Origin of the sequence: Roseobacter sp. HKCCA0434 (genome assembly GCF_032464675.1) — a bacterium.
Taxonomy (GTDB): Bacteria; Pseudomonadota; Alphaproteobacteria; order Rhodobacterales; family Rhodobacteraceae; genus Pontivivens.
Genome location: NZ_JAWDKL010000004.1, coordinates 52086 through 65689, shown reverse-complemented (window position 1 = coordinate 65689; position 13604 = coordinate 52086). Strand labels below are relative to the sequence as shown.

General features: G+C 65.6%; 13 protein-coding genes. 11 read left to right on the top strand and 2 right to left on the bottom strand.

Going from position 1 to position 13604, the window contains the following annotated elements; all coding sequences use genetic code 11:
• The first annotated feature begins 15 nt into the window (after positions 1 to 15).
• The 3 genes from preA (at position 16) to RX333_RS04205 (ending at position 3124) form a co-directional block, all read left to right on the top strand.
• Positions 16 to 1317, top strand: coding sequence for an NAD-dependent dihydropyrimidine dehydrogenase subunit PreA (preA, locus tag RX333_RS04215; protein ID WP_316013669.1), 1302 nt, complete (start codon positions 16 to 18; stop codon positions 1315 to 1317).
• 128 nt (positions 1318 to 1445) lie between these two features.
• A complete protein-coding gene (locus RX333_RS04210) occupies positions 1446 to 2156 on the top strand; it encodes a DUF1963 domain-containing protein (protein ID WP_316013668.1) in 711 nt (236 codons plus the stop codon).
• Positions 2157 to 2236: 80 nt separating this feature from the next.
• A complete protein-coding gene (locus RX333_RS04205; protein ID WP_316013667.1) occupies positions 2237 to 3124 on the top strand; it encodes a DMT family transporter in 888 nt (295 codons plus the stop codon).
• A gap of 202 nt (positions 3125 to 3326) precedes the next feature.
• On the opposite strand, the gene RX333_RS04200 is transcribed toward RX333_RS04205, so the two are convergent.
• Positions 3327 to 3950 (bottom strand): TetR family transcriptional regulator C-terminal domain-containing protein, encoded by a 624-nt coding sequence (locus RX333_RS04200; protein ID WP_316013666.1) that lies wholly within the window; start codon positions 3948 to 3950, stop codon positions 3327 to 3329.
• Positions 3951 to 4087: 137 nt separating this feature from the next.
• On the opposite strand from RX333_RS04200, the gene RX333_RS04195 reads away from it, so the two are divergent.
• From RX333_RS04195 to hydA, 5 genes are all read left to right on the top strand, one after another.
• The gene (locus RX333_RS04195; protein ID WP_316013665.1) at positions 4088 to 5416 is read left to right on the top strand and encodes an aspartate aminotransferase family protein; all 1329 of its coding nucleotides are present in this window, start codon (positions 4088 to 4090) and stop codon (positions 5414 to 5416) included.
• A gap of 106 nt (positions 5417 to 5522) precedes the next feature.
• Positions 5523 to 7016, top strand: coding sequence for a CoA-acylating methylmalonate-semialdehyde dehydrogenase (locus tag RX333_RS04190; RefSeq protein WP_316013664.1), 1494 nt, complete (start codon positions 5523 to 5525; stop codon positions 7014 to 7016).
• 103 nt (positions 7017 to 7119) lie between these two features.
• Complete coding sequence (locus RX333_RS04185) at positions 7120 to 8370, top strand: Zn-dependent hydrolase (protein WP_316013663.1); 1251 nt, start codon at positions 7120 to 7122, stop codon at positions 8368 to 8370.
• A gap of 111 nt (positions 8371 to 8481) precedes the next feature.
• Positions 8482 to 8769 (top strand): GIY-YIG nuclease family protein, encoded by a 288-nt coding sequence (locus RX333_RS04180; protein ID WP_316013662.1) that lies wholly within the window; start codon positions 8482 to 8484, stop codon positions 8767 to 8769.
• Between the two features lie 113 nt (positions 8770 to 8882).
• Positions 8883 to 10343 carry a dihydropyrimidinase gene (hydA, locus tag RX333_RS04175; RefSeq protein ID WP_316013661.1) on the top strand — a complete coding sequence of 487 codons (1461 nt, stop codon included), beginning with the start codon at positions 8883 to 8885 and terminating at the stop codon, positions 10341 to 10343.
• Between the two features lie 247 nt (positions 10344 to 10590).
• On the opposite strand, the gene RX333_RS04170 is transcribed toward hydA, so the two are convergent.
• Positions 10591 to 11052 (bottom strand): hypothetical protein, encoded by a 462-nt coding sequence (locus RX333_RS04170; protein ID WP_316013755.1) that lies wholly within the window; start codon positions 11050 to 11052, stop codon positions 10591 to 10593.
• On the opposite strand from RX333_RS04170, the gene RX333_RS04165 reads away from it, so the two are divergent.
• The 3 genes from RX333_RS04165 to RX333_RS04155 all read left to right on the top strand — a co-directional run bounded on the left by RX333_RS04165 (position 10984) and on the right by RX333_RS04155 (position 13598).
• Positions 10984 to 11763, top strand: a complete 780-nt coding sequence (locus tag RX333_RS04165) for an ABC transporter ATP-binding protein (protein WP_316013660.1) — start codon at positions 10984 to 10986, stop codon at positions 11761 to 11763. The genes RX333_RS04170 and RX333_RS04165 overlap by 69 nt on opposite strands.
• Before the next feature lie 96 nt (positions 11764 to 11859).
• Positions 11860 to 12756: an ABC transporter permease gene (locus RX333_RS04160; RefSeq protein ID WP_316013659.1), complete on the top strand. Its 897-nt coding sequence runs from the start codon at positions 11860 to 11862 to the stop codon at positions 12754 to 12756.
• Positions 12753 to 13598: an ABC transporter permease gene (locus RX333_RS04155; RefSeq protein WP_316013658.1), complete on the top strand. Its 846-nt coding sequence runs from the start codon at positions 12753 to 12755 to the stop codon at positions 13596 to 13598. Before RX333_RS04160 ends, RX333_RS04155 begins: the two co-directional genes overlap by 4 nt.
• The last annotated feature ends 6 nt before the right edge of the window (positions 13599 to 13604 follow it).

The following is a 13604-nucleotide window of genomic DNA, read 5'->3' as shown; positions in this document are numbered from 1 at the left end:
TGAGGAGACAGGACCATGGCCGATCTTTCCATCGATTTCGCGGGCATCAAGTCGCCCAACCCGTTCTGGCTGGCCTCCGCGCCGCCGACGGACAAGGAATACAACGTCCGCCGCGCCTTCGAGGCCGGCTGGGGCGGCGTGGTGTGGAAGACGCTGGGCCTCGATCCCCATGTCGTCAACGTCAACGGCCCGCGCTACGGCGCGATCTGGGGCGCGGACCGGCGACTGCTCGGCCTCAACAACATCGAGCTCATCACCGACCGCCCGCTCGAGACCAACCTGCGGGAGATCAAGGCGGTCAAGCGCGACTATCCCGACCGCGCCATGATCGTCAGCCTCATGGTCCCGTGCGAGGAATGGGCGTGGAAGGAGATCCTCCCCAAGGTCGAGGAGACCGGCGCCGACGCGGTCGAGCTCAACTTCGGCTGCCCCCACGGGATGAGCGAGCGGGGCATGGGCTCCGCCGTCGGCCAGGTCCCCGAATATATCGAGATGGTGACCCGCTGGGTGAAGCAGAACACCCGCATGCCCTGCATCGTGAAACTCACGCCCAACATCACCGACATCCGCAAGCCGGCCGAGGCCGCGACGCGCGGCGGGGCGGACGCGGTCAGCCTCATCAATACGATCAACTCGATCACGAGCGTCGATCTCGACCTCTTCGCGCCGGAGCCGACCATCGACGGCAAGGGCGCGCATGGCGGCTATTGCGGCCCGGCGGTCAAGCCCATCGCGCTCAACATGGTGGCCGAGATCGCCCGCAACGCGGAGACGGCGCGGATCCCGATCTCGGGCATCGGCGGCATCACCACCTGGCGCGACGCGGCGGAGTTCATAGCCCTCGGCGCGGGCTCCGTACAGGTCTGCACCGCGGCCATGACCTACGGCTTCAAGATCGTGGAGGAGATGAAGACGGGCCTGTCGCAATGGATGGACGACAACGGGCATGAGAGCATCGCCGCCATCACCGGACGCGCCGTGCCCAACTGCTCGGACTGGAAGAACCTCAACCTCAACTACGTGACCAAGGCCCGCATCGACCAGGACCTCTGCATCAAGTGCGGCCGCTGCTACGCCGCCTGCGAGGACACCTCCCACCAGGCCATCAGCATGAGCGCCGACCGCACCTTCGAGGTGATCGACGAGGAATGCGTGGCCTGCAACCTCTGCGTCAACGTCTGCCCGGTCGAGGACTGCATCACGATGGAGGAACTCGACGCGGGCACCACCGACCCCCGCACCGGCAAGGTGGTCGAGAAGGAGTTCGCCGACTGGACCTCCCACCCCAACAACCCGGCAAAGGTGGCGGCGGAGTAACCTCCGCCGCTCGCCAAAGGGGCCTTGCAATGGCAATTGAGCGAAGCTTTGCGGTCTCCCACTCTGCGAAAGTTGGGCGCTAGAACTCGGTCAGAGAGACTTCTCTACACTTGTGAGCTTGAACGGCTATGGAAAAACCGACTTGGCGAAAGGTCATCGAGAAAAAGTGCAGCACCCTCGCCATCGGAGGATTTCGTCCATCAAATGCACTAAGGGCGTCATGTTTTGGTGAGGTTCGAGCTACAGAAGGTGAGGTGTGGCCGCAGTTTGAAGGTAAGATGCTTTGGCCTGTGTGCCAGCTCAATCTTTTGGACGCACCATATCTACCTGAATGTCTCAGCGATTTGGCTATGGTTCAATTGTTTGTTATGGATAATTATAGGCAGGCCAAGCGGTGTAAGGTCGATACTTCGATTTCGGTGCCTTCCGGGCCATTCTTTCTGAAAACTTATGGAAATCTAGAAAATCTGAAACCTATTGAAACGCCGACGCACGGGTCACCTTTCAAGCCTTTTGAAGCCAAGTGGAATGAAGGCGTGCAGATTGACTATCCAACTCACGACTGCTTGCCATTCGATTTCGAAGAGCTTGGGTTAGGAGAATACTATGATCAAGACATAGTGGCGCCAATATTCGCAACAAAGCTGGGTGGGTGGCCAAGCTGTGTGCAATCCGAACCTTGGTGGGACTACCGTCCAGAAGGCAAGGACTTCGAGTTTGCTTTCCAGATTGACAGTGAGGAAAAAGCTAACTGTTGGTGGGGCGACAACGGCGTTGTCTACTTTGCGCGTCACCAGTCGAACCCAGACATTTGGGCGGTAGACTGGCAGAGCCTTTGATCTCAATTCTTCAGTAGGTCTGGGCTTAAAGCTATTGTCGACATTGACCCCGACCCCTCATCTCCCCCAATACCCCACCCATGCTCACCCCCTCCCACCAGGGCCATGCGGCCATGCTTCTCTTCGCCCTGCTCGTCGCGGGGTCGTTCAGTCTGGGCGGGCGGATTGCGGGCCTCATCGACCCCACGGTGCTGACCCTTGTGCGCTTCGTCCTCGCGGCGGCGGTGCTGGGGGCCGCGGCCTTCGCCACGGGGCGGGTGCGGCGGGTGCATCTCGCGGCGCCGTGGCGCTATCCGCTGCTCGGCGGCATCTTCGCCCTCTATTTCATCCTGATGTTCGAGGGGCTGAAGACCGCGCCGCCCGTCAACACCTCCGCCGTGTTCACGCTGACCCCGATCCTGTCCGGCCTGTTCGGCTGGTGGCTGTTGCGCCAGCGGATCACCCCGCGCATGGCACTCGCGCTCACCCTGGGCGGGGCCGGGGCGCTGTGCGTGATCTTCGGCGCCGATCCCGCGCGCCTCATGGCCTTCGACATCGGGCGGGGGGAGGCGATCTTCTTCGTCGGCGTCTGCGCCCACGCGCTCTACACGCCGCTGGTGCGGCGGCTGAACCGGGGCGAGCCGCCGCTCGTCTTCACCTTCGGCATGATGCTGGGCGCGATCGCGCTGATGAGCCTCTGGGCCGGGCGCGAGACCCTCGCCACCGACTGGGCCGCGCTGCCGCCGCTCTTCTGGATCACGCTCGCCTATCTCGCCATCTTCGCCAGCGCCACGACCTTCCTGCTGCTGCAATTCGCGACCCTGCGCCTGCCGAGTTCCAAGGTCATGGCCTATACCTACCTCGTCCCCAGCGTGGTCATCGGCTGGGAAGCCGCACTGGGCGGCGGCCTGCCGCGCCTCGCCCTGCTGCCGGGCGTGGCGGCGACGGTGCTGGCGCTGCTGCTGTTGCTGCGGAACGACGCCGACTGATCCTGCGCGGAATAAAGGCGTAGCCGTCGCGCATCGGTCGTGCTGGAAGCACGCCTCCGGCGTGACCCGCCCCCCGGTACGGCGATTTGGTCGAGGGAGGCAAGACGCCGGAAGGTCAGACGGACTTGGCCTCCATAAAGTGCCATGATCGAATGTGGGATCGCCGCACCGCGGCCCGCCGATGCGCTCTGCTACGCCCCCCTCACCGCGGCGCCAGCCCCCGCATCAGCAGCACCTCGATCGTCGCCGCCGCGTCGTGGAACCGGGCCTCGTCCTCAGACCCCAGCACCGCGCAGACCTGCGCGTCGAAATCGGCGTAGTGCTGGGTGATCGCCCAGATCGCGAAGATCAGGTGCCGCGGGTCCATCCGCGCGATGCGGCCCGCCTCCATCCAGCCGCGCAGCACGGCCGCCTTCTCGTCCACCAGCTCGCGCAGCGGCCCGCGCAGTTCGTCGATCAGGCGCGGCGCGCCCTGGATGATCTCGTTGGCGAAGAGGCGGCTTTCGCGCGGGTAATCGCGCGCCGCCTCCAGCTTGCGCTGCACGTAACCGCGCAGCTCGGTCAGCGGGTCGCCCTGCGCATCCATCTCCCGCAAGGGGTCGAGCCAGGTGTCCAGCAGCCGCTCCAGCAGCTCGGCATGGATCGCCTCCTTGCCCTCGTAATAGTAGAGCAGGTTCGGCTTCGACAGCCCCGCGGCCTCCGCGATCTGGTCGAGCGTCGCCCCCCGGAACCCGTGGGCCGAGAACACGTCGAGCGCCGCCTCCCGGATCGCCTCGCGCTTCTCGATCTGGATGCGCGTCTGCCTGCGTCCGCCATCTGCCGCCATGTGCCGCCTTTCCGCTGACCGCGCTTGACTGGTCCGGGACGCTCTGTCAGCGTTCTGACCAATTGGTCAAAAGATCATAGCCAAGCCGGGTGCGTTTCGGCCAGCCGAAAACGGCCCATAACAGGGGAGACGCGGCGATGTCCGACCGCACCAATGTCGCACCGAACGATCTCAACGCGTTCTGGATGCCCTTCACCGCCAATCGCCAGTTCAAGAAGAACCCGCGCATGTTCGTGGCGGCGAAGGACATGCACTACACCACCTCAGACGGGCGGCAGGTGCTCGACGGCACGGCCGGCCTGTGGTGCTGCAACGCGGGCCACGGGCGTCCCAGGATTACCGAGGCCGTGCAAAAGCAGGTGGCGGAGATGGACTACGCCCCCGCCTTCCAGATGGGCCACCCCAAGGCGTTCGAGCTGGCCAACCGCCTGATCGACATCGCACCGGACAACATGGAGCACGTGTTCTACACCAATTCCGGCTCCGAAAGCGTGGAGACAGCGCTCAAGCTCGCCATCGCCTATCACCGCGCGCGCGGCGAGGGCACGCGGACCCGCCTGATAGGGCGCGAGCGGGGCTATCACGGGGTGAATTTCGGCGGCATTTCGGTGGGCGGCATCGTCAAGAACCGGATGCATTTCGGGACCATGCTGTCGGGCGTCGACCACCTGCCGCACACCCATTTGCCCGAGCAGAACGCCTTCACCCGCGGTCGCCCGCAGCACGGCGCGCACCTGGCCGATGAGCTGGAGCGGATCTGCGCCCTGCACGACCCCTCCACCATCGCCGCCGTGATCGTGGAACCGCTGGCCGGGTCCACCGGCGTGCTGGTGCCGCCCATCGACTACCTCCTGAAGCTGCGGCAGATCTGCGACAAGCACGGGATCCTGCTGATCTTCGACGAGGTCATCACCGGCTTCGGCCGTCTCGGTCAGCCTTTCGCCGCGCAGCGGTTCGAGGTGATGCCCGACCTCATCACCACGGCCAAGGGCCTGACCAACGGCGTCATCCCGATGGGCGCGGTGCTGACCACCGGCGCCATTCATGACGCGTTCATGGACGGGCCGGAGAACATGATCGAGCTCTTCCACGGCTACACCTATTCCGGCAACCCGGTGGCGAGTGCCGCGGGTCTCGCCACGCTCGAAACCTATCGCGAGGAGGGGCTTCTGACCCGCGCGGCGGAGCTGGCCGACTACTGGGAGGAGGCGGCGCACAGCCTCAAGGGCCTGCCCAACGTCATCGACATCCGCAATCTCGGCCTGATCGCGGGGATCGAGCTCGCGCCCATCGAGGGTCAGCCGACCAAGCGTGCCTTCGAGGCGTTCCTGCGCTGCTACGACAAGGGCGTGCTGATCCGCACGACCGGCGACATCATCGCGCTCAGCCCGCCGCTCATCATCTCGAAGGCCGAGATCGACCAGCTCTTCGGCACCATCGCCGAGGTGCTTCGGGACCTGCCGTGAGCGCAAAGGTTAACGGCGCGCGGCCCGACAGGTGCCATACGCGTGCCATACGCTTGCCATACGCATCGCAGCCCCCGGTTTCGGGGCGAAAGGACGAAAAGTTAACATGACCTACAGCATCCAGAACGCCGTCGGCGGAAAGCTCGTCGACAGCCGCTCGGACCGGACCCAGCCCGTCTACAACCCCGCCACCGGGGAGGAGATCGGCACCCTCACCCTCTCCACGGTCGAGGAGGTCGACGCCGCCGTCGCCAACGCCAAGGCGGCCTTCCCGGCATGGCGCGATACCCCACCGCTCAAGCGGGCGCGGATCATGTTCAAGTTCCTGGAATTGCTCAACAAGAACGCCGACAAACTGGCGAAGGAGCTGAGCCGCGAGCACGGCAAGACCCATGCCGACGCGCTGGGCGAGGTGCAGCGCGGGCTGGAGGTCGTGGAATTCGCCTGCGGCATCCCGCAGCTTCTCAAGGGCGAGTTCTCCCGCAATGTCGGTCCCGGCATCGACAGCTACGGCGACCGCCAGCCGCTCGGCGTCGTGGCCGGGATCACCCCGTTCAACTTCCCCGCGATGGTGCCGATGTGGATGTATCCCATTGCAATCGCTTGCGGAAATACCTTCGTCCTCAAACCCTCCGAACGCGACCCCTCCGCCCCCATGCTGGCCTGGGAGCTGCTGAAGGAGGCCGGCCTGCCCGACGGCGTGCTCAACATCGTGCACGGCGACAAGGCGAGCGTCGATGCCCTGCTGGACCACCCCGACGTGAAGGCCGTCAGCTTCGTCGGCTCGACCCCGATCGCCGAGTATGTCTATGCCCGCGGTACGGCGAAAGGGAAGCGCGTTCAGGCACTTGGCGGCGCCAAGAACCACATGATCGTGATGCCCGACGCCGACATGGACCAGGCGGCGGATGCCCTGATGGGCGCAGGCTATGGCTCCGCCGGGGAGCGCTGCATGGCGATCTCCGTCGCCGTTCCGATCGGGGACGAGACCGCCGATCGGCTGGTCAAGGCCCTGAAACCCAAGGTGGAATCGCTCAAGATCGGCCCCTCCACCGATCCCGATGCCGATATGGGGCCCGTGATCACGGCGGACGCGAAACGCCGCATCACCGGCCTGATCGATCGCGGTGTGGAGCAGGGCGCCGAGCTCGTCGTCGACGGGCGCGGCTTCAGCCTGCAAGGCTACGAAGACGGCTATTTCCTCGGCGGCACCCTGTTCGACAAGGTGACGCCCGAGATGGACATCTACACGACCGAGATCTTCGGCCCCGTCCTCAGCGTGATGGAGCCGCAAACCTATGATTCCGCGGTGAAACTGATCAACGACCACGAATACGGCAACGGCACCGCGATCTTCACCCGCGACGGCGACGCGGCGCGCGAATTCGCAGACAAGATCGAGGTCGGCATGGTCGGCATCAACGTGCCGATCCCGGTCCCCGTCGCCTATCACAGCTTCGGCGGGTGGAAGCGGTCGTCCTTCGGCGACCACGCGATCTACGGCCCCGAGGGCGTCCGCTTCTACACCCGCCTCAAGACCGTGACCCAGCGCTGGCCCGACGGCATCAAGGCGGGCGCGAGCTTCAGCTTCCCGACGTAAAGTGCCGTCCCGTTCCGGCGAAGGCCGGAACCTCGACAATCAGCGCGCTGCGGCGCGAGGTTCCGGGTCTACGCCCGGAACGGCAAGGAAAAGGAGACCGACCATGGCAGCCCCCGGTGAAAACCTGAAGATCGACGGCTCCCGCCTGTGGGACAGCCTGATGGAGATGGCCAAGATCGGCCCCGGTGTGGCGGGCGGAAACAATCGCCAGACCCTGACCGATGCCGACGGCGAAGGGCGCGCCCTGTTTCGCAAGTGGTGCGAGGATGCGGGCTGCGAAATGGGGCTCGACCAGCTGGGCAACATGTTCGCGATGCGCCCCGGCACCGATCCTGACGCGCTACCGGTCTATGTCGGCTCCCACCTCGATACGCAGCCGACGGGCGGCAAATATGACGGCGTGCTCGGGGTGCTGGGGGGCCTGGAGATCGTGCGCACGCTCAACGATCTGGGGATCAGGACGAAGCACCCCATCGTCGTGACCAACTGGACGAACGAGGAGGGCACCCGCTTCGCCCCCGCCATGCTCGCCTCCGGCGTCTTCGCGGGCGTGCACGATCAGCAATGGGCCGAGGACAAGACGGATGCCGAGGGCAAACGCTTCGGCGACGAACTCGACCGCATCGGCTGGCGCGGCGAGGAGGAGGTCGGCGCGCGCAAGATGCATGCCTTCTTCGAGCTGCATATCGAGCAGGGCCCGATCCTGGAGGCCGAGGACAAGGAAATCGGCGTCGTCACCCACGGGCAGGGGCTGTCCTGGACGCAGGTGACGGTGACGGGCAAGGACAGCCACACCGGCTCCACCCCCATGCCGATGCGCCGCGACGCGGGGCTGGGCATGGCGCGCATCTTGGAACTCGTCAACGAGATCGCGCTGAGCCACGCACCCCACGCGGTCGGGGCCGCAGGCCATATCGACGTCTACCCCAACTCGCGCAACGTGATCCCGGGCAAGGTCGTCTTCACCGTCGATTTCCGCTCGCCCGAACTGAGCGTGATCGAGGACATGGAACGCCGCCTGCGCGAGGGGGCGGAGGCGATCTGCCAGGACGCCGGGCTGCAGGTGGATTTCGAGAAGGTCGGCGGCTTCGACCCCGTCGCCTTCGACGAGACCTGCGTGGGCGCCGTCCGCTCTGCCGCCGAACGGCTCGGCTATCCCCACCGCGACATCATCTCGGGCGCAGGCCACGACGCCTGCTGGATCAACCGCGTAGCTCCAACGGCGATGGTCATGTGCCCCTGCGTGGACGGCCTGTCGCATAACGAGGCCGAGGAGATCAGCCAGGACTGGGCCGAGAAGGGCGCCAACGTCCTGCTGCACGCGGTGGTGGAAACGGCGGGGGTCGAGGGGTGACGTCTACTCCTTCTCCCATCACCGTTCCGGGCTTGACCCGGAACCTTGAAGCCCGGTGCGATCACGGTCGAGGCTCCCGCCTTCGCGGGAGCGGCGAGGAGAGAGGGATCGATGTTGCACTTCGTCTATCTGATGGCGTCCCGCCCTCGCGGCGCGCTCTATCTCGGCTCGACAAACGACCTGCGACAGCGGGTCGAACAACATCGGGCCAAAGCCGTCCGAAGCCACACGGCCACGTACAATATAGGCACGCTCGTCTGGTTCGAGCAGCATCCGACCTACCGCGATGCCATTCATCGCGAACGGCGCATCAAGAAGTGGCGGCGCGCCTGGAAGATCGCCCTGATCGAAGAATCCAATCCAGATTGGCGAGACGTAAGCTCCGAGATCCCGCTCTGACACCGTCACTCACCGTTCCGGGCTTGACCCGGAACCTCGACCGATGATGCGCTGACGTCGAGGTTCCCGCTTTCGCGGGAACGGCACGTCGCCTGTTGCCTGAGGAGAACCCCATGACCAAAGTCATCAAGAACGGAACCATCGTCACCGCCGACCGGCAGTGGAAGGCGGACGTGCTGATCGAGGGCGAGAAGATCGCCGCCATCGGCGAGAACCTCACGGGTGATGAGACCATCGACGCCACCGATGCCTATGTCATCCCCGGCGGCATCGACCCGCACACGCATCTGGAGATGCCCTTCATGGGCACCACGGCGGCCGAGACCTTCGAGAGCGGCACCTTCGCCGCCGCCGCGGGCGGCACCACCATGCTCGTCGATTTCTGCCTGCCGGGCGAGGGCGGCCTGCTCGCCGCCATCGACGAGTGGGACCGCAAGTCCAAGGACCAGATCTGCACCGACATCTCCTATCATATGGCCATCACCGGCTGGTCGGAGGACATCTTCAACGAGATGGAGGCGGTGGTGCGCGAGCGCGGCATCAACACCTTCAAGCACTTCATGGCCTACAAGGGCGCGCTGATGGTCGAGGATGACGAGATGTTCGCCTCCTTCAAGCGCTGCGCGGAGCTGGGCGCGCTGCCGCTCGTCCATGCCGAGAACGGCGACATCGTGCAGGCCATGCAGGAACGGCTGCTCGCCGACGGCCAGACCGGCCCCGAGGCGCACGCCTATTCCCGCCCGCCCGAGGTCGAGGGCGAGGCCGCCAACCGCGCCATCATGATCGCGGATGCGGCGGGCACCCCGCTCTACATCGTCCACGTCTCCTGCGAGCAGGCGCACGAGGCGATCCGGCGCGCCCGCCAGAAGGGAATGCGCATCTATGGCGAGCCGCTGATCCAGCACCTGACGCTCGACGAGACCGAGTATTTCAACAAGGACTGGCAATACGCCGCCCGCCGGGTGATGAGCCCGCCCTTCCGCTCCAAGGACCACCAGAACAGCCTGTGGGCCGGCCTTTCCGCCGGGTCGCTGCAGGTGGTCGCCACCGACCATGCCGCCTTCTCCGACGCGCAGAAGCGGATGGGCGTGGACGACTTCACCCGCATCCCCAACGGCACCGGGGGCCTGGAGGAGCGGATGGCGATGCTCTGGACCCAAGGGGTCGAGACCGGCCGCCTGACGCCCGAGGAATTCGTGGCGGTGACGAGCACCAACATCGCCAAGATCCTCAACATCTATCCGCAAAAGGGCGGCATCATGGTCGGCGGCGACGCGGACGTGGTGGTCTGGGATCCGGGCATCACCAAGACGGTCAGCGTTTCCACCCAGAAGAGCATCATCGACTACAACGTCTTCGAAGGGTTCGATCTGAAGGCGCAACCGCGCTACACGCTGAGCCGCGGCGACGTGATCTGGGCCTACGGACAGAACAGCCAGCCCCAGCCGGGCCGCGGAAAATTCGTGAAACGCCCTGCTTTCGCCAGCGCACACACGGCCCTGTCGAAATGGAAATCGCTGAACACGCCGCGTAAGATCGAGCGCGATCCGCTGAACATTCCGAGCGGGGTGTGAGGGACGCCGCAAATCGAGAGCCCGCGCCCGAAAGGGCTGCCCCGGCTGCTGGCTGGGGCACGTACCTGCAGGTCGTGTTCCTGTCATGGTTTATCGGGCTCGCGGGCATTGTCCTGCTCTACGGGGCATTCGTTGTAGGTGTCGTTCAGGGCGGGAGCCTGCAGGGTATAGGTCAATTCCTGTCTTTCGCGCTGTCCATTGCAGGATTGTTGTCGGTCCCCCTGCTCTGTTTGCATGTGGTTCCCGGCTACATCGTTTGGCGCTTGGTCATTGGTGCCGCCGAGCCCACGCCATCTCGGTTCGCGGCAGCGGCAGCAGTCACCGTCGCAAGCGCATCGATCTGGCCGTTTTTCTTGACTCTCGTCGCTGAAGATCTCGCGCCTCTGGCGCCGATGACCGTCGTATTGATCGCCATGCCAATCTCGGCGTTGGTCGGTTGGGAGATGGGACGTCGATGGCAGGCGGGCACTTTGGGAAACCGGCCATAAAGGATACTCTTTCGCCGGTGCTTGCTGTCCTCCAGAACGCGTGCAGCGCCGTTCCTAGCTTGGTCTTCGTCAGAAACGAAAAGCCCAACACCACCCTTGACCACCCGGTCAAAAATCGCGTCAACTTGCCCAACCCAGCCCGAGGACGCGCCTTGCAAGACCCCGTCATCTCCGCCCGGAACCTGTCCCTGACCTTTCAGACCAGCGACGGACCGATCCATGCGCTCAAGGACGTGGATCTTGACATCGGCAAGGGGGAGTTCGTCAGCTTCATCGGCCCGTCGGGCTGCGGCAAGACGACCTTCCTGCGCGTCGCCGCCGACCTCGAACAGCCCACGGCGGGGGAGATCACGGTCAACGGCATGACCCCCAAGGCCGCGCGCAAGTCGCGCGCCTATGGCTACGTCTTCCAGGCCGCGGGCCTCTACCCCTGGCGAACCATCGGCGGCAACATCCGCCTGCCGCTGGAGATCATGGGCTACTCGAAAACGGAGCAGGCCGAGCGGGTGAAGCGCACGCTGGAACTGGTGGACCTCGCAGGCTTCGAGAAGAAATATCCCTGGCAGCTGTCGGGCGGGATGCAGCAGCGCGCCTCGATCGCCCGCGCGCTCGCCTTCGACGCCGACATCCTGCTGATGGACGAACCGTTCGGCGCGCTCGACGAGATCGTGCGCGACCACTTGAACGAGCAGCTCCTCGCGCTGTGGGCCCGGACGGAGAAGACCATCGCCTTCGTCACGCATTCGATCCCCGAGGCGGTTTACCTCTCGACCAAGATCGTCGTGATGTCGCCCCGGCCGGGCCGGGTGACCGACGTGATCGACAGCCCCCTGCCGCGCGAACGCCCGCTGGAGATCCGTGACACGCCCGAGTTCATCGAGATCGCCCACCGGGTCCGCGAGGGCCTGCGGGCCGGGCATCTGGAGGACTGAGCCCATGTCTTCAGCTTCCTCCAAATACGCCCTGTCCCGCCCTTTGCCGCGGGTGCACCATGCGTATTTCGCGGAAGCTGAAGGGGAGGGCCGCGCATGAAGTCTCTCGGTCCCGTCCTCGTCGTCGTGCTGGCCATCCTCGCCATCTGGTACGCCGCCGCGATCCCGCTCAACGCGCAATGGGCGCGCGATCAGGCCGCGCGGGCGGATCGGGAACTGGGCACGGCGGAGCTGGTGGCAGAGACGTGGAACCAGGACCGCCCCCGGCTGCCGACGCCGCATCAGGTCGCGACCGAGCTGTGGGGAACCACCGCCGCCCCCTGCCTCGACGGGCGACGCGCGGGGCAGGTGTCGTGCGTGACCAACAACCGCAGCCTCTTCAAGCACATGTGGGTCACGCTCAGCGTCACGCTGGCGGGTTTCGGCATCGGCACCGCGCTCGGCATCGCGCTGGCCGTCTCGATCGTCTACAGCCGCGCGATGGACATGAGCGTCATGCCCTGGGTCATCGCCAGCCAGACCATTCCGATCCTCGCCATCGCGCCGATGATCGTGGTGGTGTTCAACTCCATCGGCATCCCCGGTTTCATCCCCAAGGCGATCATCGCGACCTATCTCAGCTTCTTCCCCGTCACGGTCGGCATGGTGAAGGGGCTGCGCGCGCCCACGCATATGCAGCTCGACCAGATGCGGACCTGGAACGCCACGGGGCTGGAGCAGTTCCTGCGCCTGCGGTTGCCCTCCTCGATGCCGTTCCTCTTCGCCTCGCTGAAGGTGGGCGTGGCGGCGAGCCTCGTGGGCACCATCGTCGGTGAGCTGCCGACCGGTGCGGTCGCGGGCATCGGCGCGCGGCTTCTCAACGGCAGCTATTACGGAAACACGATGATGATCTGGGCCGCGCTGATCGCGGCGGCTGTGATGGCCGCGGCGTTGATCGCGCTGCTGGGGTTGATGGAGCGGCTGACCCTGCGCCGCATGGGGTTCACGGCATGAGCGCGGCCTTCGTCCTTGCCGCCCTCGTCATCTGGCTCGGCGGCTGGTGGATGAACGTTCGCCTCGCCCGGCAGGCGGGGCGCCGGCTCGGCCTGCTGCCGCCGATCCTGTTCGGGATCGTCCTGCTGGTCATCTGGGAGCTGGTGGTGCGGGGCTTCGACGTTCCCGGCGCCATCCTGCCGCCGCCTTCCGCCATCGGCGCGGCCTTCGCGGGCAATCTCGACACGCTGTGGGACGATTTCGTGCAGACCTTCGTGAAAGGCGCGCTGTCGGGCTATGCCATCGGCTGCGGCGCCGCGTTCCTTGTGGCGCTGGCGGTGGACCGCTCGCCCTTCCTGCGGCGCGGGCTCTTGCCGGTCGGCAGTTTCGTCGCGGCGCTGCCGATCATCGGCATGGCGCCGATCTTCGTCATGTGGTTTGGCTTCGGTTGGCAGTCGAAGGCGGCGGTGGTCGCCGTCATGTGCTTCTTCCCCATGCTGGTGAACACGGTGCAGGGCCTCGCGAGTGCCGAGCGGATGCAGTCCGATCTGATGCGCACCTACGCCGCCTCGCCCTGGCAGACGCTGACCAAGCTCAAGCTGCCCGCGGCCGGTCCCTTCATCTTCAACGGCCTCAAAATCTGCACGACTCTGGCACTGATCGGTGCCATCGTGGCGGAGTTCTTCGGTTCCCCCACCCTCGGCATGGGGTTCCGGATATCCACCCAGGTCGGGCGGCTCGCGCTCGACGTCGTCTGGGCGGTGATCCTGGTCGCGGCCCTCGCGGGCTCGGCCTTCTACGGTGTGGTAACGCTCGCGGAGAGGGCGGCCACCTTCTGGCATCCGTCGCAAAGGGGAAGGTGACGGGGC

Coding starts and splice junctions, on each gene's coding strand:
- RX333_RS04170 (WP_316013755.1), bottom strand. CDS start 11,052: ATGGATCGGTCCGTCGCTGGTCTGAAAGGTCAGGGACAGGTTCCGGGC.
- RX333_RS04155 (WP_316013658.1), top strand. CDS start 12,753: ATGAGCGCGGCCTTCGTCCTTGCCGCCCTCGTCATCTGGCTCGGCGGC.
- RX333_RS04205 (WP_316013667.1), top strand. CDS start 2,237: ATGCTCACCCCCTCCCACCAGGGCCATGCGGCCATGCTTCTCTTCGCC.
- RX333_RS04180 (WP_316013662.1), top strand. CDS start 8,482: ATGTTGCACTTCGTCTATCTGATGGCGTCCCGCCCTCGCGGCGCGCTC.
- RX333_RS04195 (WP_316013665.1), top strand. CDS start 4,088: ATGTCCGACCGCACCAATGTCGCACCGAACGATCTCAACGCGTTCTGG.
- RX333_RS04210 (WP_316013668.1), top strand. CDS start 1,446: ATGGAAAAACCGACTTGGCGAAAGGTCATCGAGAAAAAGTGCAGCACC.
- preA (WP_316013669.1), top strand. CDS start 16: ATGGCCGATCTTTCCATCGATTTCGCGGGCATCAAGTCGCCCAACCCG.
- RX333_RS04160 (WP_316013659.1), top strand. CDS start 11,860: ATGAAGTCTCTCGGTCCCGTCCTCGTCGTCGTGCTGGCCATCCTCGCC.
- RX333_RS04185 (WP_316013663.1), top strand. CDS start 7,120: ATGGCAGCCCCCGGTGAAAACCTGAAGATCGACGGCTCCCGCCTGTGG.
- RX333_RS04190 (WP_316013664.1), top strand. CDS start 5,523: ATGACCTACAGCATCCAGAACGCCGTCGGCGGAAAGCTCGTCGACAGC.
- hydA (WP_316013661.1), top strand. CDS start 8,883: ATGACCAAAGTCATCAAGAACGGAACCATCGTCACCGCCGACCGGCAG.
- RX333_RS04200 (WP_316013666.1), bottom strand. CDS start 3,950: ATGGCGGCAGATGGCGGACGCAGGCAGACGCGCATCCAGATCGAGAAG.